A 22,114-nucleotide genomic window follows, 5' to 3' on the forward strand; every position below is an offset into this window, starting at 1 on the left:
GGTGAGCAGGTCCCGGATGCCGAACACGTTTCGCCCCTCATGGCGGCCGCGTAATCCGGTGGTCCTGCCCGTCGAGATGCTGCTGGCCACCGTCGTCTACGCCGCATTTCAACTCTCGACGGGCATGGTCGGCGATACCAGAGACGAACTCGTCGAGAGCCCGGCCTTGGTCACGGTGAGTGTCGTCGCAGTATTGGCGATGACAGCGGCGACCTGCGTCCGCCGAACCTACCCTGTGTTCTCGTACTCGACTGTGGTCGCGATCAGCGTGGCACTCATCCTCGTATTACCCGAGCGCACTTTGGGTTTCACTCCCCTGTACTGGTTCGCGATCGCCGCGTTGGCAATTCGCGTGAGCGGCCCGAGACTCTTTGTTCCCCTCGGTGCCGGATTGATACTCGAAATCCTGGTCAGTGTCGATACACGCCTGTCCTATCCCGACGCAGCAGCCGGACCTGGCGGAACCGTGGGAGTAGTGGCCGAACAGATCGCCAACCTGGCCATCAACTACACGGTGCTCATCGCGCTGGGCAAATACATCGCACGTGGCCGGGCCCAGGAACTGGAGAGCGAGGCGGCATTGGGGCGGGCCGAATCGGCGCACCGGGAACGCCTGGAGACAGCTCTGGACAACGAGCGGCGCACCATGGCACGCGAATTGCACGACGTCGCGGCCCATCACCTCACCGGCATGCTCATCCAGGCCAAGGCTTCGAAGACTCTCATCACGAGCGACCCCGAGCAGGCACGCGAACTACTCACCGGCGCAATCGGACACGGTCAACGCACCCTCGACAGTCTCCGCCAAATTGTCGGCATCCTGCGTCCGACCGACAATGACGGCGGCGCACCACAGCCCATGATCTCCGATATCACCGACCTCGTCGAACAGTCTCGAATGTCGTTCGCCTCCATCGACCTCGACGTCACCGGCGACGCAGCCCGAACGGACAGCGCGGTGCAGCTGACATGCTTTCGCATCGTGCAGGAGTCGCTGTCCAATGCTCGACGCCACGCGCCCGGTTGCGCCGCGCTGGTCCAGGTCAGCACTGGAGCCTCGACTGTCGAGGTGACCGTATCCAACACGATCGCCTCCCCCGCCTCCGGCCAGAGCGATTCCTCGGGGCAGGGTTTCGGCATTCCCGGCATGCGGGAGCGAGCAGCCCTGTTCGGCGGGACACTGGAGGCCGGGCCGAGTGAGCTCGGCGAGGACAGGCGCTGGGTGGTGCGTGCACGACTTCCGGTCGACGGCAAGATTTCCCGGCCTGACGGGGTACCGGCATGATCAGAGTACTGATCGTCGACGATCAACCGGTGGTTCGGCAGGGATTCGAGCTGTTCCTGGCCGACCACTCCGCCATCGAGGTCGTCGGACATGCCGCATCGGGACGCGATGCCGTACAACAGGTCTCGGCACTACAACCCGACGTCGTACTGATGGACATCCGGATGCCGAACGGTGACGGGCTGACCGCAACGAGGGAAATCCTGGCGCGGTTCGACGAGGTTCGCGTCATCGTCGTCACCACCTTCGATCTCGACGAGTACGTGTACGCCGCGCTCGACAGCGGTGCATCCGGATTCCTGCTCAAGGACGCCGATCCGGACGAGCTCGCCGACGCCGTGACGACCGTCGCCGCCGGCGGAGCGGCCCTGTCGCCGCGCGTCACCCCACGGTTGATGGCGGAGTTCGCGCGACGAGGGACACCACAGCGATCGGCGAGAAGCGCTGCACCACAACACGGCCTGAGCCTGCGCGAGATGGAGGTGGTGCAATTGCTCGCGACAGGGCTGGGCAACAGCGAGATCGCCCGATCACTGCGACTCGAGCAGAGTACGGTCAAGACCCACATCGGCAACATCTGCCGCAAACTCGAGGTCGGCACCCGAGTGCACGTGGTGATCTGGGCCTACCGCAACGGCCTGGTGAGCAGCTAGCCCTATCCGAGTTCTAGGCCGCTGAACGTTCCTCGTCGTCCGCTGTCTCGTCGGTAAGTTCCAGCATCGACCCGGACTTGTCGGTGTACTGGAAGTGCGGTCGCTTGTCGCCGATGTACGACGTCATCCACGACACCACCGCAACGTAGCGGTTGCGGAAGCCCACCAGGTACATCAGGTGCACCGCGAGCCACATCAGCCAAGCGATCGGTCCGGACATGTCGACCTTGCCGAACAACCGAGCCACCGCACTGAATCGGCCCACGATCGACATGCTGCCCTTGTCGACATACTTGAACGGCGTTCCCGCGTCGACCTTTCCGATGATCGTCTTGGCTACGTGGCGGCCCTGCTGCATCGCGACCGGCGACTGTCCCGGCAGCTTGTGCAGCGAGGTCACGTCGCCGATCGCGTAGATGTCCTTCGCGGTACCGACAGTGAGGTCGTCGTGCACGAGCAACCGACCGGCCCGATCGGTCTCGCACCCGGTGCGCTCGGCGATCGTCGCAGCCAGCTCACTGGCCTGAACGCCGGCCGACCAGATGACCGTCTTGGCCGGGTAGGTGCGCGAGGTCTTCGTGTCGACGTCCTGCACAGTCACGACGTCGTCGGCGATATCGGTCACCATGGCACCGGTGACGACGTCGACGCCCGACTTCTCGAGCTTGGTGCGGGCATAGGCACTGAGCTTGCCGCCGAAAGCGGGGAGTACTTCTTTCACACCGTCGACGAGGGTGACCGTGACGTCGTCGGGTCCGATATCGGGGAACGAGCCGGCGAAGTAGCGGTGCGCGAGATCCCTGATCTGGCCGGCCAATTCGACGCCGGTCGCGCCTGCACCGACGACCACGAAGCTGAGCAACTCCTTGCGTACGTCGAGATCGGAGGTCTGGTGCGCCTTTTCGTAGCAGCTCAGAATCTGCTCTCGCAGGGCGATCGCGTCGTCGACTGTCTTGAGCGCGAAGGTGCGGTCCTTGAACTCGTCGCGACCGAAGTACGCCTGAGTAGCCCCAGTGGCGACGATCAGGCGGCCGAATCCGATGGTGTGGCGTTCGCCGCCACCGACGTAGGTGACCTGATGGCTCTCGGGGTCGACGTCGACCACTCGGCCCAGACGCACGTCGGCGGAGTCGTACTGCGTGAGAATGCGCCGGATCGGCGGGGCGATCTCGCCTGTCGAGATCATCCCGGTTGCTGCCTGGTAGAGGAGCGGCTGGAACAGGTGCTCGGTGGTGCTGGAGATCAAAGAGAACGTCACACCGGCCTTGCCCAGAGCCTTGGCCGCGGCCAACGCTCCGAATCCCGAACCCACGATGACGACGTCGTACGTTTTCACAGCACTTCCCTTTCCGAGCACACATTTCTTGTAGATCGAAGAACTACCTCCATGAAACTCCGCGGTTCCTGCGCTATCAACGCGAAAGTTGAAATAGCATCCATGAGCAGAACTCATGGATGGAGGACGCCGTGGAGCTGCGGCAACTGAAGTACTTCCTCGCGGTCGGGGAAGAACTCAACTTCTCGCGTGCCGCCGAGCGGTGCTACGTCTCGCAATCGGCGATCAGTCTGCAGATCTCCAAGCTCGAACGCGAGATCGGTGAGCCGCTGTTCGAGCGCACCTCACGCGCAGTCCGATTGACCGTCGTGGGAGCACAATTGGTGTCCATCGCCCGCCACATGGTGGAGCTGGAACAGGCCGCTCTGGCGCTGACGACCAGGCGCCGAAACCAGCTCCGCCTCACCGGAAACATGACCTTCGCCGCGAACGCCATCTCCGCAATCGTCGCGGTACGTGAACGACATCCCGACGCCGAGATCGACTTCGTTCTCAAACGATTCGCAGAACAGATCGAAGCCGTGACATCGGGCGACTGCCAGGTGGCACTGATCCGCGGCAGCGTCGAACGCTCCGGTCTGCACGTGACCGAGTTGTGGACCGAGGACCTCGTCGTCGTCCTCGCAGAGGGCCATCCCCTGGCCGGGGAACCCAACCCGAGCCTGAGCCAACTCGCCGAATATCCACTGCTGCTTCCCAAACGAAGCGAGCAGATACTGTTGCACCGCGTCATCGAGCGCGAGATGAAACGCAGCGGGCTACCACTGACCTTCGGTCCGCCGGTGGCGTCCGATCACACCGCGAGCGCCGAACTGCTCAACCACCCGCAATGCTGGTCGATCCTCTACGCCAGCACGGCCGAGAGCACACCCAAAACCGGCCTCGTCTTTCGCACCGAGGCCGACCGTCGCCTTCGACTACCGGTCTCGGCAGTGGTCGACGCCACCGTGCCGGCCACCGACATTCAGCGCGATCTGGTTGCCGCGCTGGCAGATACGGCACCGGCCCAGCCCGCAGCTCCGGTTCAGCCCACAGCTCCGGTTCAAAAAACAGCGCCGGAGAGCTGAGCGAAAGCGGCGTCCGCAGCGAACAGTTCGGCCCGGTCGAACGTCGACGTGGAGGCCATGACCTCGTCCGCGCCGGTGCGCTCGATCAGCTCGTCGAGCCGTGGCCGGACCTGCTCGGCCGTGCCGAGGATGGTTGCTTCCAACGAGGATTCGATCCGATCTCTGGTCCGCGGCGTCCACCGAGCTTCGTCGATCGACGAGGCGGGTTCGAGCGCTGGGAACTCACCCTCGCGCCGTGATCGCGCCATCGCCCACGCCTCCGGGAGGGCGAAACGGCGCGCATCTGCTGCGTCCGCGGCGATCGTCACATCGAGCGAGACGACGACGTACGGATCCGGCAGTTGCGGACTCGGCCGAAAGTGCTTGCGATACTGCGCCAGTGGATCGTTCCCGCGCAGTACCGGGCCCCCGACGACCACCGGCAACCCGGCACGGGCAGCAACCTCCAGACCGGCACCGGTGGCGAGCACGAACATCGGCGGCGGCGTAGTTGCCGGCCGCGCGGTCACAGGACCGGACCCGTCCAGATACGAACGCACTTCGGCGACGTCGGCCTCGAACGTATCCGGGGCGTCACGATCTCGACGCAGAGCAGCGCGCACCGGCTCGGTGAACCCGAGGGAACGCCCGACGCCGAGGTCTATCCGGCCCGGAAAGAGCGACTCCAACATCAGAAACTGTTCGGCCACGACCAGCGGTTGATGGTTCGGCAGCATCACCCCGCCGGATCCGACGCGTATACGCGAAGTCTGCGACGCCACCGCCGATGCGAGAACCGCGGGCGCGCCCGAGGCGATGCCGGGTACCGCATGATGCTCGGCCACCCAGAACCGGTGCAGCCCGAGCTTTTCGGCGTGTACGCCGCGTTCGACGGTATGACGGAGCGCCGCGGCGTCGTCGACACCTACCCGCGTGCGAGATCGATCGAGCAATGAGAAGAACACAACAGCTGCAACCGGCGAGGCGTCGGGCATATTTCTCGGAACGACCTGCTCATCGCGGACCGAATGTGTCCGCAATGGGGCTCATCATTGCTTCATGACTCTCACCATGAAGATCGAACTCATCACCGTCCCTGTCACCGATGTCGACCGCGCCAAGGAGTTCTACACCTCGATCGGGTTCCACGCCGACCATGATGCACGTCCGTGGGAAGGCATTCGGTATGTCCAACTCACCCCTCCGGGATCGGCGTGCTCCATCGCCATCGGCGAGGGCATCACCGACGCCGAACCCGGTGCCGGCGCGGGAATCTTGATGGTCGTCGACAGCGCCCAGGAGGCCTACAACCACCTCACCGCGGTGGGCCTGACCGTCGAGCAGCCGAAGGACGAGGGCTGGGGAACGTTCGTGTACTTCGCGGACCCCGACGGCAACAAGTGGTCGCTGCAGCAGTTGCCGGCCCAGCCCTAGTTCGGAAAGCCCTGGTTCGGTAAGAAAGCCAATCGCGCCAGGATGCCGCGGTGGTCGGAGCCGGGGACGGTCACGGCCTCGACCGAACGAACCCCCATGTCTGCCACCAGAACATGGTCGATGGCAATGACCGGCGGGTGCCAGGTGTGCGCCGGATAGGTCCTGAGCATGCCGGCTCCGGTGGCCACTGCGGCGTCGACGAATCGGCCGTCCTGCAGGTCGCGGTAACGCCGGTGGTCCTGCGTGGCATTGAAGTCCCCGGCCACCACGACGGGTCCGTCGTCGGCGGGGATCTTGGCCAGCAGCTGCCGGAGCAGCCCGAGCTCACGTACCCATTCGGACGGCTCCCGCGGCCACGGCGGAACAGGATGCACCGCGAACACCAGCGGCCGACCCGGCATCTGCACCCGCGCCGACAGCAGTTCGGTCACGAAGCCGTCGTGCCGCTGCTCGTCGGCGAGTGGGAATCGGCTGTAGATGCCGGTTCCATTGCCTCCGGGCCCGGCGCTGACGTGGGCGTACGGTAACCGCTCGGAGAGCCTGGGTCGAAGGCTCGCGTCGGCCTCGGGCGTCAACTCGACGAGGGTGAGCACGTCCGGTCGGTGGTGTTCGACGAGCGCGATCAACGCATCCGGATCAGCCTGGCCGAGCCAGATGTTGGCGTGCAGCACCGTCAGGTCCGCGGCCCGGGGCCTCGGCGCGACGCGGCGGTAGCGGAGCCGGAACTGGGTCGCGACCGCCGCGGCACAGACCGCCAGTCCTGCCGTCAGCCCCCACCCGCCGAAGGCCACACCTGCCAACACCGTTCCGGGCACGGCCGCGAGCATGAGGACATGTGCCAAAGCCGCAGCGACCGCCATCGGCTGACCACGTCCGTCGAACAGGTGCGCGACGACCCCCGTGACCGCCACGACGAGCAGTAATACAGCCACCGATGCCGACACCATGAGCGGAGTCTGGCAGGCAAACCTGAGGCCGAGCTGGGAGCCGTCCCGAAATACGACCGGACCGTTGGCTTTATTGTCGCAAACACGACAGAATCGGGGGCGCTGTCCGCGAGGTGTCCGAGGGGGAAGTACTGCCGTGAATAGAAGGCAACTGTTGCGGTTGGCCGCTGCCGGAATGCTCGGCGCCGCTGCAGCCCCGGTCCTGAGTTCGACCGGACTGCCCGGATCCCCCGTCGCCGGCGCTCTGCCGATCGGAGCAGACCGCATCCGGTCGCTGGTACCCGAACTGTTCGCCGACCCTCCCCGGCCACCGGACCACTCGCCCGTCATCGTCATCGGTTCCGGTTTCGGGGCCAGCGCCGCCGCCCTACGCATGGCCCAGGCCGGCACCGCGGTGACCGTCCTCGAGCGCGGACTGCGCTGGCCGCGCGACCCCTGGCGCGAAATCTTCACGGCAGACATGACCGCCGACGGCCGCGGACTGTGGCAGCAGAGCTCGTTCACCAACATCACCGGACTCCCCGTCGGACCGGTCGATCTCTTCGGCGGTGTCCTCGACACCACCCGCTACGAGAACCTCTCGGTCTGGCGCGGCGCGGCCGTCGGCGGCGGCTCCGTGGTGTACACCGGCGTCACCATCGCACCGAACAAGAAATTCTTCGACCTCTCGTTCGGCGGACGCCTGAACTACGACGAGATGGCAGCCACCTGGTATCCCAAGGCCCGTTCCATGCTCCGGCCGTCGGCGATGCCCGAGGACGTCTACAACAGCCCCAACTTCGCTCACTCACGAACCTGGGACGATCACGCCCGCCGCGCAGGCTTTCGCCCCGAAGCAGTCGACGGCAACTGGAACTGGAACGTCGTGCGCGACGAGATCGCCGGCCGCTCCCGGCCGTCCGCCACCGTCGGTGAGAGCACCTTCGGTAACTCCAACGGTGCCAAGCACGACCTGACCCAGAACTACATCCCCCAAGCCGAAGCCACCGGTAACGCAACGGTGTGCCACAGCCACCGCGTCGCAGCGATCGGCAGCGAATCCGGCGGCCGCTACCGCGTCGACATCGAACGCCTCGACCCGTTCGGCAACATCGTCGAGACCCGGACACTCACGTGCGACGCCCTCGTCCTCGGGGCCGGATCCATCGGTACCACCGAACTGTTGATGCGTGCTCGCACCACCGGCGCATTGTCGAACCTCAACGAATTCGTCGGCACCGGCTGGGGCACCAACGGCGACGCCTCGATGACCAGGTCCCTCGGACCGATGTCTGCCGGCCCTCAAGCTGCGCCCTGCGCATCCCGCATCGTCGACGACTCCGGACTGCCCCTGACCGTCGAGAACTGGTACACCCCAGGCGTTCCCGTGAACATGGGCTTCCTCGGCTCGCTCGGCATGACCATCGACCCGTTGCGTGGAAACTTCGGATTCGATTCCACTGCAAACAAATTGACCCTCAACTGGCCCAAGGGCGGCAGCCGCGACACCGTCGAGGCCCTGCGTGCCGTGCAGAACCGCATGGCTCAGGCCGGCGGCACCGTCGTCGCCGCCGAACCGTTCACCCGCGATGTCGACGACACCTTCACTGCCCACCCCCTCGGCGGCGCAGTACTCGGTGACGCCACCGACGATTACGGTCGAGTCAAGGGCCACCCCGGGCTCTACGTCGTCGACGGTGCCCTGATCCCGGGTAGTACCGGCGCCGCCAACCCGTCACTGACCATCACCGCACTCGCCGAACGCAACGTCGCTCAGATCATCGCCGACGGTCGCTGAGCCGTCTGTCCATAGGTTCACCCATGCACCATCCCGCCACCCGACTTGCCGAGAATCACGATCTGCTGCCTGCGGCCGATACCCTGCGCGACGCATTTGCCGACTACCCATGGACGCGATGGGTGATCCCGGCCGATGACCACCTGGCCACGCTGCAGGAACTCCAGCAACTGTACCTACAACACGCGCATCGACACGGAATCGTATTGCTCACCGCGGACTACGCCGGGGTCGCGGCACTACTTCCCGCAGATGCCCCTCCACCCGATGACGAATCCATGGCGAGGATCATCGAACTACACGGAGATCGGATCGATCGACTGTCCTCCGGTGAATCACCACCGGGGTCATGGACACTGGAAACGCTTGGTGTGCAACCGCATCGGCAAGGGCACGGGATCGGCGGACGACTGCTCGAGAAGGCCGTCGACGAAGCACGGCAACGTGGCGCCTCCGGGTTGGCCTTGGACACGTCGGATCTGCGAAACGTGCGCCTGTACGAGCGGGCCGGGTTCCGTGTCTCGAGCCACGCCGCACCGAGTGAGGGCCCCGAGGTGTGGTCCATGGTCCGTACATTCGGCACGGATTGAGCCTGCGGCATCAGGCGCTACCCCAGCTGGATCTCCGGCCGCCCCTCCGGAACGGTGACCGTCATGGCTGTGCGAACCGGCTTACCCGGCGTCGACACGGCATCGAGAACCCTGACCTCCGAACGCCATTCGGTGTTCGTCAGCGTGCTGCGAAGATAGCCGCGACGGGCATTTCCGTACTTGACGTGCGGCGAACCGTCGGCGATGGCAGCTCCGGTGGAGTCGACATCGGCACCGTCCTTGCCCGACGCTATGGACGTGGTTGCGATCTCGACACCTTGGATCGGCGACACTTGATCCTGGTAGTCGCGGCGCAATTCCGACACGATCGTGCGGTGAATGTCGCCCACGATGGATGCCACGTTCTTCGTGCCCCGATTCCGGGCTCCGTCGAGAATGCGATGACGCGAGGCCTCGTACCCGCTCCACGGATCCATCCCGACCTTGCGATCGTCACCCTGTCCCCGCGCCAGATCGGCGATGACCGTCTGGTGCGCCAGGAAGTTCCACTTCGACGGTGAAGCGAATCCATCGAGAATCCATTGTTCCTGTGCCGCACCGGTAATGGTGCGCGACGAATCGGCCGTCTCGGCATCCTGGGCATGCTCGCCGTCCCCATGCGCCTGATCGCTGCGATACTGCCGGGTGTCCAGCACCGAGAAGTCCACCAGATCACCGAACGAGAACCGGCGATAGACCTTCATGTCCGGGCCTACGGGCTTCAGATTCGCGCGCACCGGGGTGTTCTCCCACCACGCCTTGAACGCATCGGCCCTGCGTAGCAGGAACTCTCGTGGATCGTCGTTGTCCTGGCTGATCTGCGAGGCCCAGTTGTTGTCCACCTCGTGGTCGTCGAACGTCGAGACGAACGGTGCCGACGCATGTGCGGCAGCCAAGTTCTCGTCTGCCTTGTACATCGCGTACCGGTCGCGATAGTCGCCCAGCACCATGGTTTCTCGAGCGGCCGACTCGGTGCGAGGCTCGCCCGCCCGCGCACCCTCGTTCTTGATCGCGTACTCGTAGATGTAGTCGCCCAGAAAGAACACCACATCGAGATTCGAGGCCGCCAGGTCCTGGTACGCACCGAAGTAGCCGTCCTCCCATTTCTGGCACGACGCCCAGGCGAAATCGAGCTTGCTCAGCGGCTGCCCAAGTGCAGGTGCAGTTTTGGTGCGACCGACGGGACTCGCATGTGGGCCGACCAGGAAACGGTAGAAGTATTCGCGCGCCGGCTCGAGCCCGCGCACGTCGACGTGAATGGACCAACCGTCGAATTCGGTCGCCAGCTCGATGCCCTGCGCCACGATGCGGCCGAATTTCTCGTCGGCGGATATCTGCCACTGGACGGGCACCACGCCCGGCGTCATCCCGCCCAGCGGGGCGAACGGGTCGGTGGCGAGTCTGGTCCACAGCACCACCGAATCGGGCAACGGATCGCCGGAAGCAACACCGAGACGGAAGGGATAGTCGGGGGTGATCACCGACTGCGCACCTACCGTCGCAGATGTCCCCGCGATCTCCGGTGTGAAGGCCAGCGCCCCCACCAACGCACTCCACGTCAGAAACTGTCGACGCGTTGCGCCGGCCCGCAGAGAAATGTCGCGACCGATCCTGACGTCGTTACCTCGGTTCACCATTGTCCGAGACTCTCGTGCGACCGACAACTGGATTCGTCATCGATCCGACGGGCAGGTGAACTCCGTGTGTCGCCTCGGTCACTGCGGCCGCGGCAGCGTCCCGTTGGCTCGCACATGGTCGCGCAGACGAGTGAGTAGCGGTTCGAGAGTGGCGATGTCCTCGGGTGCGAGCCCGTCGAAGAACAATCGCCGAACCACGTCGACGTGACCCGCCGCCGATGCGTCCAGAGCGGCCCTGCCCGCCTCGGTGAGCACTGCGTCCGTGGCGCGCCCGTCGGTAGTCGACACCGTGCGATCGGTGAGCCCTCGTGCGGACATCCGCGCGAGATGATGGGAGGCCCTGCTGCGCTCCCAACCGATCTCCGCAGCCAGTTCGGCCACCCGGCGACGCCCGTCGGGACTGTCCGCCAGTGCGACCAGCACCGAATAGTCGGCCAGGGACAGACCGTGATCCTCGGTCAGCTGCCGGTTCATCTCGAACGTCATCTGCAGCGACAACCCCATGTAGGCGCGCCACGCCGATTCCTCGGTGGGCGTCAACCACGGAGTGGTTTCAGGGTTACTGGGTGACATGTCACGTACTTTCTGCGATGCTGGGTCCGGGGCACCGAACCCCCCACCACCAACCCTAGGGGTACACCATGGATCGCAGCACTCCCGCAGAGCTGGCACGCCGCAACGTCGTCGAAGTATTCAACACGAACGACGACGCGAAACGACGCGAACTCATCGAGTCCATGTATCACCAGGACGCGGTGTTCTACGACGCCGAGAACACCGCCACCGGGAGAGAGTCGGTCATCGAGGCGATTCGAGCGCTGATCGGGCCGTCCGAGGGTCTGACATTCGCCGTCACTGCCGAGCCCACCGCCCTGGGTGACGTCGCCCGAATCTCCTGGGCACTGTCGCCGCCCGACGCCCCCGCCGTAGTCTCGGGCCAGGACTTCGTCGTCGTGAAGGACAACCTGATCACCGAGCTGTACACGTTCATCGACCAGGCGGCGCCCGCTACCCACAAGACTCGACACCGCCGACGTACGCGTCAGATGAGCCGCGCCCCGGGGCCCGCCTTGCCCAGCTCGTCGCCTGGATTGAGCAGACCGCATTTGTTCAGGGAGAGACATCCGCAGCCGATGCAGCCGGTGAGTTGCTCCTGCATCCGCGCAATCGACTGCTTCCGATCCTCCAACCGCTGGTTCCATGCAACCGAAATCTTGGCCCAGTCGCGCTTGTTCGGGGTGCGCCCCGACGGTAGGGACGCAAAGACCTCGGCCACCTCGGCAAGCGGTATTCCGAACCGCACCGCCACCTGAATCAGCGAAATCCGCCGAATTGCGTGACGGGGAAACTTTCGGACGTTGCCCGCCGTCCGCTCGGCGGGAACGAGCCCGAGAGTCTCGTAGTACCGGACCGCAGACACTGCGGCACCGGTTCTGGCCGCGACCTCCCCGATGGACAGCAGTTCGTCACTGATACGGATCATGCTGCCTCCCAGCCGACACGACGATTTGACCTCGAGTGCACTCGAGATCCTAGCCTTCCACACCATGCACTCCCCCACCGAATCCACGACCGGAACCTGGCGACAGCTACTCGGCGCTCGCTACCTCGGCACCGCAACCGTTCTCGCCGGCGGCGTCGCGCTGTACGCCACGAACGTCTACCTGACGACCAGCCTGCTTCCCACGGCCATCGACGAGATCGGCGGCCAACGCTACTACGCCTGGACCGCAACGGTTTTCCTCGTTGCGTCCGTCATCTCCTCGATGTTGGTCAGCAAAGTTCTGGCCACTCGCGGACCTCGCGGTGCCTACCTGATCGGCCTGACGGTCTTCGCTCTCGGGACCGTCGTGTGTGCCGTCAGCCCCACGATGGAACTCTTACTGGTGGGCCGCACAATTCAGGGCGCAGGAGGTGGCCTACTGGCCGGACTCGGCTACGCCGTCATCAATGCCGCACTGCCGCAACATCTCTGGACGCGAGGTGCGGCTCTGGTCTCGGCCATGTGGGGCGTGGGAACGTTCGCCGGACCGTCCGTCGGCGGCATCTTCGCGCAATTCGGAGCCTGGCGAATGGCCTTCGGCGTGCTCGTTCTCGCAGCTCTGGCCATGGCCGCCCTCGTCCCGCGAGCACTGCCCGCCCACACCGGTCAGGCCACCGAACCCAGCCCGGTACCGACACTGTCGTTGACCCTGCTCACCACAGCTGCCCTGCTGGTGAGCATCGCCGGAGTGGTCTCCAACCTCGCGATCACCGCCGCAATGGTCCTGGGAGGAGTACTCCTCCTGATCGCCTTCGTGGCCGCCGACCGTCGCGCAGCGCACGGCGTGCTCCCCCCGTCGACCTTCGGCGCGTCCACGCTGAAATGGATATACCTGACCATCGTCGTCCTCGCCGTCGCGTCCACGGTGGAGACCTTCATCCCACTGTTCGGTCAGCGCCTCGCCGGATTGGCACCGCTGGCCGCCGGATTTCTCGGGGCCACACTGGCGCTCGGATGGACCCTCGGCGAAATACCGAGCGCCTCGGCCACCGCTCCACGCGTCGTACGACGCATCGTCATGGCCGGCCCGATCCTCGTCGCGGCCGGATTGTGCATCGTGGCAGCGTTTCTCACCGACCAGGCAGGTCCCGGTTCGATCGCCACGTGGGTAGTGGGTCTGATCGTCGCGGGCGTCGGCATCGGAATTGCGTGGCCACACTTGGCAGTCGGAGCCATGACATCGGTCGCCGAACCGGGCGAAGGCGCACGAGCCTCGGCCGCCATCAACACTGTTCAGCTGATCGCCAACGCCTTCGGAGCAGCTCTGGCGGGAGTACTGGTGAACCTCGGAGAACCATCGACGCTGCGGTCGGCTCAGTTGCTGCTGTTCACTTTCGCGGCGCTGGCATTCATCGGTGTGGCAGCGGCGGCGCGATCGCAGCGCGCATAGGTTGTCGGCTGACCGGATCAGGTCTGTACGACCCAGATCGAATTGCCGTCGAGGTCTCGCAAGGCGAACATCGGCGGCACACCGTCCACCTCTTCCATGAAATCGTCGAGATCGACGCCGCCGAGAGCGCTGAGCCGCTTGTGCTCGGCCGCGACGTCAGCTGTCTCGACACCGATGGACCCGCCACCGGGCGTACCTCCCATCGGCGGGTTGAGAGCGAGCCGCGCCGTCGATCCCGGCGGGGCCACTTCCAACCACCGATACTCGCCTTCGGGGCCGAAGCGCAGATCACCGCGAATCTCGAACCCCAGAACGCGGGAGTAGAAATCGAGGGCTGCGTCCTGATCGGCGACGGTGAACATGGCCACGCCGATGTTCACGATGGTGCTGGGTGTTTGATCGGTCATACCGGTACCGACCCGAGTGCCGCGGGAAACTCACCGCGTCCCCTCCACTTAGAACAAAGCCCCGCACCGACCGAGGTCGATGCGGGGCTTTGCCTGCTGACTATGTCGTCGTGAGTGGAAACTCGTAGTGGGCTACGAGTTTCTGCTCACGTGCGACGGAGTCGCTCTAGCGGTATTCGTTGGAGAAACCGTAGTCGTCGAGCGGCACAGCAGCGCCGGTTCCCTGGCCGAAGCCGTCCGGGCTGTAGTACTGATCGTCGTACGACGGCACCGCGTATGCCGCGGCACGTGCCTCTTCGGTCGGCTGCACCGTGATGTTCCGGTACCGGTTGATGCCGGTACCAGCCGGGATGAGCTTACCGATGATGACGTTCTCCTTGAGACCTATGAGCTTGTCGCTGCGGCAGTTGATCGCCGCATCGGTGAGCACACGAGTGGTCTCCTGGAAGGACGCAGCCGACAGCCACGAGTCGGTGGCCAGCGACGCCTTGGTGATACCCATCAGGACCGGACGTCCGGCTGCGGGCTCGCCACCCTCGGAGACGACGCGACGGTTGCTCGACTCGAATTCGCTGCGCTCGGTGAGTGAACCGGGCAGGAATTCGGTGGAGCCGCTGTCGATGATCGTCACGCGACGGAGCATCTGGCGCACGATCGTCTCGATGTGCTTGTCGTGAATCGACACACCCTGCGACCGGTACACCTCCTGGACCTCGTTGACGAGGTGGATCTGCACCTGACGGGGACCCATCACGCGCAGGACCTCGTGCGGATCGGCAGCACCTTCCATGAGCTGCTGGCCGACCTCGACGTGGTCACCGTCCGCCAGAAGGCGCTCGGTGCCGTCGTCGTGCTTGAAGACGCGCAGACGCTGACGCTTGGAGAGCTTGTCGTAGACAACCTCTTCGCCGCCGTCGTCCGGGACGATGGTGATCTTGTAAAAACGATCGCCGTCCTCGAGCTGGATGCGTCCCGACACGTCCGCGATCGGAGCCTTGCCCTTCGGCACACGTGCCTCGAACAGCTCCTGCACGCGAGGCAGACCACCGGTGATGTCATCTCCGGCGACACCACCCTGGTGGAAGGTACGCATGGTCAGCTGGGTTCCGGGCTCACCGATCGACTGTGCGGCGACGATACCGACGGCCTCACCGATGTCGACCAGCTTGCCGGTGGCCATCGAGCGGCCGTAGCAGGTGGCGCAGACGCCGGTGCCGGTGGTGCAGGTCAGCACCGAGCGAACCTTGACCGACGTGATGCCCGCAGCGAGCAGCGCGTCGATGGCCGGATCACCGAGATCGTGTCCGCGAGCGACGATGACCGTGCCGTTCTCGTCGACAGCGTCGTTCGCCAAGGTGCGGGCGTACGTGCTGGTCTCGACGTGAGCGTCGCGGATCATCTTGCCGTCGGCGGTCTTCTCGGCGATCGTCGTGACGATGCCGCGCTCGGTGCCACAGTCGGTTTCCCGAACGATGACATCCTGCGAGACGTCGACCAGACGACGCGTCAGGTAGCCCGAGTCGGCGGTACGAAGCGCCGTGTCGGCCAGACCCTTACGAGCGCCGTGCGTGTTGATGAAGTACTCGAGGACCGTCAGGCCTTCCTTGAAGGAAGACTTGATCGGACGCGGGATGAACTCACCCTTCGGGTTCGTCACCAAGCCCTTCATGCCGGCGAGCGAGCGAACCTGAGTCATGTTTCCGGCTGCGCCGGACTTCACGATCATCGGGATCGGGTTGTCGTCGGGGAAGTGGGCCTCCATGGCCTTACCGACCTGCTCGGTCGCGTCCTGCCAGATCTTGACCAGTGCGGAGTTGCGCTCGACCTTGTCGAGTGCGCCACGCTGGTACTTCTTCTCGATCTGATCGGCCTGAGCCTCGAAGGTCTCCATGATCTGCGGCTTCTCCGGCGGCACGAGGACGTCGGAGATCGAGATGGTGACACCCGAACGCGTGGCCCAGTAGAAGCCTGCGTCCTTGAGCTTGTCGACGGTCTGAGCGACGACGATCATCGGGTAACGCTCGGCGAGATCGTTGATGATCGTCGACTGACGCTTCTTCGGCATCTGCTCGTTGACGAACGGGTAGTCCGCCGGAAGCAGCTCGTTGAAGAGCACGCGTCCCAGAGTGGTCTCCGCGGTCCATGCCTCGCCGCGGTTCCAGCCCTCGGGGAACAGCTCGTTCTCGATGTCACGCGGCGGGCGCTGCGTGGTGAGACGAACCCGAATCTGCGACTGCACCGTGAGCGATCCACGATCGACGGCCATCTGAGCCTCGGCCGGGGAGGAGTACGCCCCGAACTCGGCCTGATCGGTCGATGCGTCGACGCGCTCGCCGACAGCACCGGCGTCCAGACGCGTCAGGTGGTACAGACCCGTCACCATGTCCAGACGCGGCATGGCGAGCGGACGGCCCGAAGCCGGCGAGAGGATGTTGTTCGACGACAGCATCAGCACGCGTGCCTCGGCCTGAGCCTCGGCGGACAGCGGGAGGTGGACAGCCATCTGGTCACCGTCGAAGTCGGCGTTGAACGCCTCACACACGAGCGGGTGCAGCTGGATGGCCTTGCCCTCGACGAGCTGCGGCTCGAACGCCTGGATGCCCAACCGGTGCAGGGTGGGTGCACGGTTCAGCAGCACGGGGTGCTCGGCGATGACCTCTTCGAGAACGTCCCACACCTGCGGACGCTGACGCTCGACCATGCGCTTGGCCGACTTGATGTTCTGCGCGTGGTTCAGATCCACCAGACGCTTCATCACGAACGGCTTGAACAGCTCGAGAGCCATCAGCTTCGGCAGACCACACTGGTGCAGCTTGAGCTGCGGGCCGACGACGATGACCGAACGGCCCGAGTAGTCGACGCGCTTGCCGAGGAGGTTCTGACGGAATCGTCCCTGCTTGCCCTTGAGCAAGTCGGAGAGCGACTTCAGCGGACGGTTACCCGGTCCGGTGACCGGACGTCCACGACGGCCGTTGTCGAACAGGGCGTCGACCGACTCCTGCAGCATCCGCTTCTCGTTGTTGACGATGATCTCGGGAGCACCGAGATCGATCAGACGCTTGAGGCGGTTGTTGCGGTTGATGACGCGGCGGTACAGGTCGTTGAGGTCGGACGTCGCGAAACGGCCACCGTCGAGCTGCACCATCGGACGAAGCTCCGGCGGGATGACCGGGACAGCGTCGAGAACCATGCCCATCGGCGAGTTACGGCCGGCCTGGAACGCAGCGACGACCTTCAGACGCTTGAGCGCGCGCAGCTTCTTCTGACCCTTGCCACTGCGGATGGTCTCGCGAAGAGACTCCGCCTCGGCGTCGATGTCGAAGGTCTGCATGAGCTTCTGGATCGACTCGGCACCCATGGCACCGGTGAAGTACTCGCCGTACCGGTCGATGAGCTCGCGGTAGATGAGCTCGTCGACGATGAGCTGCTTGGGAGCAAGCTTGGTGAACGTGGTCCAGATCTCTTCGAGACGATCGAGCTCACGCTGCGCGCGGTCACGGAGCTGACGCATCTCGCGCTCGCCGCCGTCCTTGACCTTGCGGCGCACGTCGGACTTGGCACCCTCGGCTTCGAGCTCGGCGATATCGGCTTCGAGCTTCTGCGCACGAGCCTCGAGATCGGCGTCGCGCTGATCTGCGACGGCCTTCTTCTCGACCTCCATCTCGGCCTCGAGCGTCGAGAGCTCGTTGTGACGGAGCTCGTCGTCGACCGTGGTGATGACGTAGGCAGCGAAGTAGATGATCTTCTCGAGATCCTTCGGAGCCAGGTCGAGCAGGTAGCCCAGACGCGACGGCACACCCTTGAAGTACCAGATGTGCGTGACCGGAGCGGCCAGTTCGATGTGGCCCATGCGCTCACGACGCACCTTGGCGCGAGTGACCTCGACGCCACAACGCTCACAGATGATGCCCTTGAAGCGGACGCGCTTGTACTTGCCGCAGTAGCACTCCCAGTCCCGGGTGGGGCCGAAGATCTTCTCGCAGAAGAGGCCGTCCTTCTCGGGCTTGAGCGTGCGGTAGTTGATGGTCTCCGGCTTCTTGACCTCGCCGTAGGACCACTGACGGATGTCGTCCGCAGTGGCAAGGCCAATGCGAAGTTCATCGAAGAAGTTGACGTCGAGCACGTAACTTCCTTTCCCCGTTATGGGTGTTGTGATACCGAATCAGAAAAAGCGTGATCACCCCCGTGCCTGCGGTGACGCAGGCACGGGGATCACAGAACTACTGAGCGAGGTCGTCGACCGTGGCAGCTTCGTTGCGGGAGAGGTTGATTCCCAGATTGGCTGCGGCACGCTCGAGGTCTTCGTCGTCACCGTCGGCCATCGTGATGGCAGCGCCGTCCGAGGACAGCACCTCCACGTTGAGGCACAGCGACTGGAGCTCTTTGAGGAGCACCTTGAAGGACTCGGGGATACCGGGCTCGGGAATGTTCTCGCCCTTGACGATCGCCTCGTACACCTTCACGCGGCCGACAACGTCGTCCGACTTGATGGTGAGAAGCTCCTGCAGCGTGTACGCGGCACCGTAGGCCTGCATGGCCCAGCACTCCATCTCACCGAAGCGCTGTCCACCGAACTGAGCCTTACCACCGAGGGGCTGCTGAGTGATCATCGAGTACGGCCCGGTCGAACGAGCGTGGATCTTGTCGTCGACCAAGTGGTGCAGCTTGATGATGTACATGTAGCCCACCGACACCGGGTACGGGAACGGCTCGCCGGAGCGGCCGTCGAACAACGTGGCCTTTCCGTCGGATCCGACCATCTGCTCGCCGTCGCGGTTGGGAATCGTGCTCTCCAGCAGGCCGGCGAGCTGATTCTCCTTGGCACCGTCGAACACCGGGGTGGCGATGTTGCTGTCGGCCGGAGCCGCCAGCATCTCCTCGGGCAGACGTTCGGCCCAATCGGGCTTGCTGCCGTCCGCGGCGATCTGCACGTTCCAACCGGTCTTGCCGATCCAACCCAGGTGGGTTTCGAGGACCTGACCGATGTTCATACGACGCGGAACACCGTGGGTGTTGAGGATGATGTCGATCGGGGTGCCGTCGGGCAGGAACGGCATGTCCTCCTGCGGGAGGATCTTGCCGATGACGCCCTTGTTGCCGTGACGGCCGGCGAGCTTGTCGCCGTCCTGGATCTTGCGCTTCTGAGCCACGTAGACGCGGACCAGCTCGTTGACGCCGGGAGGCAGATCGTCGTCGTCGTCGCGCGAGAAGACGCGGATACCGATGACCTTTCCGTTCTCGCCGTGCGGAACCTTGAGCGAGGTGTCGCGAACTTCGCGAGCCTTCTCACCGAAGATGGCGCGCAGCAGGCGCTCTTCGGGGGTCAGCTCGGTCTCGCCCTTCGGCGTGACCTTTCCGACCAGCACGTCGCCGTCACGAACCTCGGCACCGATACGGATGATGCCGCGCTCGTCGAGGTCTGCGAGGACCTCGTCGGAGACGTTCGGGATGTCGCGAGTGATCTCTTCGGCACCGAGCTTGGTGTCGCGAGCATCGATCTCGTGCTCCTCGATGTGGATCGAGGTGAGAACGTCCTCTTCCACGAGGCGCTGCGACAGGATGATCGCGTCCTCGTAGTTGTGGCCCTCCCACGGCATGATCGCCAGCAGCAGGTTCTTGCCGAGTGCCATCTCACCGTTCTCGGTGCAGGGGCCGTCGGCGAGGACCTGGCCGGACTCGACGCGCTGTCCCTCGTCCACGATCGGACGCTGGTTGGCGCACGTGCCCTGGTTGGAACGCGCGAACTTACGCATCCGGTAGGTCTTGCGTGATCCGTCGTCGGCCATGACCGTGACGTAGTCGGCGGAGACCTCTTCGACGACACCGGTCTTCTCGGTGATGACGACGTCACCGGCGTCGACAGCGGCACGCAACTCCATACCGGTACCGACGATCGGAGCCTCGCTGCGAACCAGCGGGACAGCCTGACGCTGCATGTTCGCACCCATCAGGGCACGGTTTGCATCGTCGTGCTCGAGGAACGGAATCATCGCGGTGGCGACGGACACCATCTGGCGAGGCGAGACGTCCATGTAGTCGATGTCGTCGGACGAGACGAACTCGACCTCTCCACCCTTACGACGGACGAGAATCTTGTCCTCGATGAAGTGACCCGAATCGTCGACCGGAGAGTTCGCCTGCGCGAGCGTGTGGCGATCTTCCTCGTCGGCGGTTAGGTAATCGACATCGTCGGTCACCTTGCCGTCGACGACCTTGCGGTACGGGGTCTCGATGAAGCCGAACGGGTTGACGCGTGCGTACACCGACAGCGATCCGATCAGGCCGATGTTCGGGCCTTCCGGGGTCTCGATGGGGCACATGCGGCCGTAGTGCGAGGGGTGCACGTCGCGGACCTCGAGGCCGGCGCGCTCACGAGAGAGACCGCCGGGTCCCAGTGCCGACAGGCGACGCTTGTGCGTCAGACCCGACAGCGGGTTGTTCTGGTCCATGAACTGCGAGAGCTGGGAGGTTCCGAAGAACTCCTTGATCGCAGCGACGACGGGACGAATGTTGATCAGGGTCTGCGGCGTGATCGCCTCGACGTCCTGAGTCGTCATACGTTCGCGCACGACGCGCTCCATGCGGGACAGGCCCACGCGGATCTGGTTCTGGATGAGCTCACCGACGGTACGCAGACGACGGTTGCCGAAGTGGTCGATGTCGTCGACCTCGACGGGAACCTCGACGCCCTCGGGTGCGGTCATCGAGGTCTCACCTGCGTGCAGACGCACCAGGTACTCGATGGTCGCAACGATGTCTTCCTCGGTGAGGGTCGACGCCACGATGGGCTGGCCCGAGTTGAGGCCGAGCTTCTTGTTGATCTTGTAGCGACCCACGCGAGCGAGGTCGTAGCGCTTGTCCTTGAAGAACAGGTTCTCCAGCAGGGTCTGCGCCGACTCCTTGGTCGGCGGCTCGCCCGGACGCAGCTTGCGGTAGATGTCGAGGAGAGCCTCGTCGGTACCGGCGGTGTTGTCCTTCTCCAGCGTGGCCATGAGGATCTCGGAGAAGCCGAAGCGCTCCGTGATCTGCTCGGTGGACCAGCCGAGAGCCTTCAGCAGCACCGTGACGGGTTGGCGACGCTTGCGGTCGATACGCACACCGACGGTGTCGCGCTTGTCGACGTCGAACTCGAGCCAAGCACCGCGGCCGGGGATGACCTTGACGCTGTGCAGGTCCTTCTCGGTGGTCTTGTCGATCGAGTGATCGAAGTAGACGCCCGGAGAACGCACCAGCTGCGAGACGACGACACGCTCGGTGCCGTTGATGATGAAGGTGCCCTTGTCGGTCATCATCGGGAAATCACCCATGAAGACCGTCTGGCTCTTGATCTCGCCGGTGTTGTTGTTGATGAACTCGGCGGTGACGAACAGCGGAGCTGCGTACGTCATGTCCTTGTCCTTGCACTCATCGGTCGAGGCCTTGACCTCGTCGAATCGTGGGTCGGAGAAGGAAAGCGACATCGAGCCCGAGAAGTCCTCGATCGGAGAGAGCTCGGTCAGGATGTCCTCGAGTCCGCCGGAGACACCACTGTCTCCGCGGGCGGCGGCACGGTCGCGCCAACTCTGCGCACCTACCAGCCATTCGAACGAATCCGTCTGTACATCGAGGAGACCGGGTACCTCCAACGGCTCGCGAATGTTCGCGAACGAAACCCTCCTCGGGGCTCCCGGTGTTCCGACAACTGCCTTGGTCTGGCTAGAGACTGCCAAGATGCGTCCTTCCAGCACCTCACGCGGGTCGCGCCGTTCCGTCGACTGACAGGACCTGTCAGCTGACACGACATGGCGACCGCCGCTGTATCTGTTTGCTATATGTGGGGCGAATTTCGGCTGGTCGCAACCAGACCGAATCCCCATCACAGCGGCCCGAAAACGTGCTTTCGGGTAACAGCGATCGAGAGGTGGACAGGAGGCAGCCAGCGCAACGTCCAAAGGTACCCCAAATGTGCGCACAGCGCAACGGGGGCATCAAAAGTAGCACCCGAGGTCCGTTCGCGCGCCGAGTCGGCAGCAGCGTGTCGGCCTTCCTCGCCGAGGCCCGAACGAACAGCAACGGTGACAGAAGACTGT

The 22,114-nt window shown here is 64.6% G+C and carries 16 protein-coding genes and 1 pseudogene; 8 read left to right on the forward strand and 9 right to left on the reverse strand.

Going from position 1 to position 22,114, the window contains the following annotated elements; translation table 11 throughout:
* The first annotated feature begins 16 nt into the window (after window positions 1-16).
* Complete coding sequence (locus AB0O58_RS01060) at window positions 17-1,285, forward strand: histidine kinase (protein WP_366237743.1); 1,269 nt, start codon at window positions 17-19, stop codon at window positions 1,283-1,285.
* Window positions 1,282-1,938 (forward strand): response regulator transcription factor, encoded by a 657-nt coding sequence (locus AB0O58_RS01065; RefSeq protein ID WP_366237744.1) that lies wholly within the window; start codon window positions 1,282-1,284, stop codon window positions 1,936-1,938. Before AB0O58_RS01060 ends, AB0O58_RS01065 begins: the two co-directional genes overlap by 4 nt.
* 13 nt (window positions 1,939-1,951) lie before the next feature.
* On the opposite strand, the gene AB0O58_RS01070 is transcribed toward AB0O58_RS01065, so the two are convergent.
* Complete coding sequence (locus AB0O58_RS01070) at window positions 1,952-3,274, reverse strand: NAD(P)/FAD-dependent oxidoreductase (protein ID WP_366237745.1); 1,323 nt, start codon at window positions 3,272-3,274, stop codon at window positions 1,952-1,954.
* Window positions 3,275-3,405: 131 nt separating this feature from the next.
* On the opposite strand from AB0O58_RS01070, the gene AB0O58_RS01075 reads away from it, so the two are divergent.
* Window positions 3,406-4,341 (forward strand): LysR substrate-binding domain-containing protein, encoded by a 936-nt coding sequence (locus tag AB0O58_RS01075; RefSeq protein WP_366237746.1) that lies wholly within the window; start codon window positions 3,406-3,408, stop codon window positions 4,339-4,341.
* Here the strand turns inward: AB0O58_RS01075 and AB0O58_RS01080 are convergent.
* Window positions 4,317-5,285, reverse strand: coding sequence for an MsnO8 family LLM class oxidoreductase (locus AB0O58_RS01080; protein WP_283314821.1), 969 nt, complete (start codon window positions 5,283-5,285; stop codon window positions 4,317-4,319). The genes AB0O58_RS01075 and AB0O58_RS01080 overlap by 25 nt on opposite strands.
* 94 nt (window positions 5,286-5,379) lie before the next feature.
* Between AB0O58_RS01080 and AB0O58_RS01085 the strand changes: the two genes are divergently transcribed.
* Entirely contained in the window at window positions 5,380-5,754 is a 375-nt protein-coding gene (locus AB0O58_RS01085; RefSeq protein ID WP_366237747.1) for a VOC family protein, read from the forward strand.
* Here the strand turns inward: AB0O58_RS01085 and AB0O58_RS01090 are convergent.
* A complete protein-coding gene (locus AB0O58_RS01090) occupies window positions 5,751-6,701 on the reverse strand; it encodes an endonuclease/exonuclease/phosphatase family protein (protein WP_366237748.1) in 951 nt (316 codons plus the stop codon). The genes AB0O58_RS01085 and AB0O58_RS01090 overlap by 4 nt on opposite strands.
* A gap of 175 nt (window positions 6,702-6,876) precedes the next feature.
* Between AB0O58_RS01090 and AB0O58_RS01095 the strand changes: the two genes are divergently transcribed.
* Both AB0O58_RS01095 and AB0O58_RS01100 read left to right on the forward strand, forming a co-directional pair.
* Window positions 6,877-8,478, forward strand: a complete 1,602-nt coding sequence (locus tag AB0O58_RS01095) for a GMC oxidoreductase (RefSeq protein ID WP_366237793.1) — start codon at window positions 6,877-6,879, stop codon at window positions 8,476-8,478.
* A gap of 23 nt (window positions 8,479-8,501) precedes the next feature.
* Window positions 8,502-9,068 carry a GNAT family N-acetyltransferase gene (locus AB0O58_RS01100; RefSeq protein WP_366237749.1) on the forward strand — a complete coding sequence of 189 codons (567 nt, stop codon included), beginning with the start codon at window positions 8,502-8,504 and terminating at the stop codon, window positions 9,066-9,068.
* 17 nt (window positions 9,069-9,085) lie between these two features.
* On the opposite strand, the gene AB0O58_RS01105 is transcribed toward AB0O58_RS01100, so the two are convergent.
* Together AB0O58_RS01105 and AB0O58_RS01110 are read right to left on the reverse strand one after the other, a co-directional pair.
* Window positions 9,086-10,705, reverse strand: coding sequence for an alkaline phosphatase D family protein (locus AB0O58_RS01105; RefSeq protein ID WP_366237750.1), 1,620 nt, complete (start codon window positions 10,703-10,705; stop codon window positions 9,086-9,088).
* A gap of 78 nt (window positions 10,706-10,783) precedes the next feature.
* Window positions 10,784-11,278, reverse strand: a complete 495-nt coding sequence (locus AB0O58_RS01110) for a MarR family winged helix-turn-helix transcriptional regulator (protein ID WP_283314430.1) — start codon at window positions 11,276-11,278, stop codon at window positions 10,784-10,786.
* A 68-nt stretch (window positions 11,279-11,346) separates the two neighbouring features.
* Between AB0O58_RS01110 and AB0O58_RS01115 the strand changes: the two are divergent.
* Window positions 11,347-11,670: pseudogene (locus AB0O58_RS01115) on the forward strand (nuclear transport factor 2 family protein); the annotation flags it as partial.
* Between the two features lie 77 nt (window positions 11,671-11,747).
* On the opposite strand, the gene soxR reads toward AB0O58_RS01115, so the two are convergent.
* Window positions 11,748-12,185 carry a redox-sensitive transcriptional activator SoxR gene (gene soxR, locus AB0O58_RS01120; protein ID WP_283314816.1) on the reverse strand — a complete coding sequence of 146 codons (438 nt, stop codon included), beginning with the start codon at window positions 12,183-12,185 and terminating at the stop codon, window positions 11,748-11,750.
* Window positions 12,186-12,252: 67 nt separating this feature from the next.
* On the opposite strand from soxR, the gene AB0O58_RS01125 reads away from it, so the two are divergent.
* Window positions 12,253-13,638, forward strand: coding sequence for an MFS transporter (locus AB0O58_RS01125; RefSeq protein ID WP_366237751.1), 1,386 nt, complete (start codon window positions 12,253-12,255; stop codon window positions 13,636-13,638).
* Window positions 13,639-13,655: 17 nt separating this feature from the next.
* Here AB0O58_RS01125 and AB0O58_RS01130 read toward each other — a convergent pair whose 3' ends face one another.
* The 3 genes from AB0O58_RS01130 to rpoB form a co-directional block, all read right to left on the reverse strand.
* Window positions 13,656-14,045 carry a VOC family protein gene (locus tag AB0O58_RS01130; protein ID WP_283314425.1) on the reverse strand — a complete coding sequence of 130 codons (390 nt, stop codon included), beginning with the start codon at window positions 14,043-14,045 and terminating at the stop codon, window positions 13,656-13,658.
* Window positions 14,046-14,211: 166 nt separating this feature from the next.
* Window positions 14,212-18,168, reverse strand: a complete 3,957-nt coding sequence (locus AB0O58_RS01135; protein WP_283314423.1) for a DNA-directed RNA polymerase subunit beta' — start codon at window positions 18,166-18,168, stop codon at window positions 14,212-14,214.
* Window positions 18,169-18,265: 97 nt separating this feature from the next.
* Complete coding sequence (rpoB, locus tag AB0O58_RS01140; RefSeq protein WP_027498214.1) at window positions 18,266-21,772, reverse strand: DNA-directed RNA polymerase subunit beta; 3,507 nt, start codon at window positions 21,770-21,772, stop codon at window positions 18,266-18,268.
* Window positions 21,773-22,114: the final 342 nt, after the last annotated feature.

The organism is Rhodococcus sp. NPDC080181, from assembly GCF_040702225.1.
GTDB classification, from domain to species: domain Bacteria; phylum Actinomycetota; class Actinomycetes; order Mycobacteriales; family Mycobacteriaceae; genus Rhodococcoides; species Rhodococcoides fascians.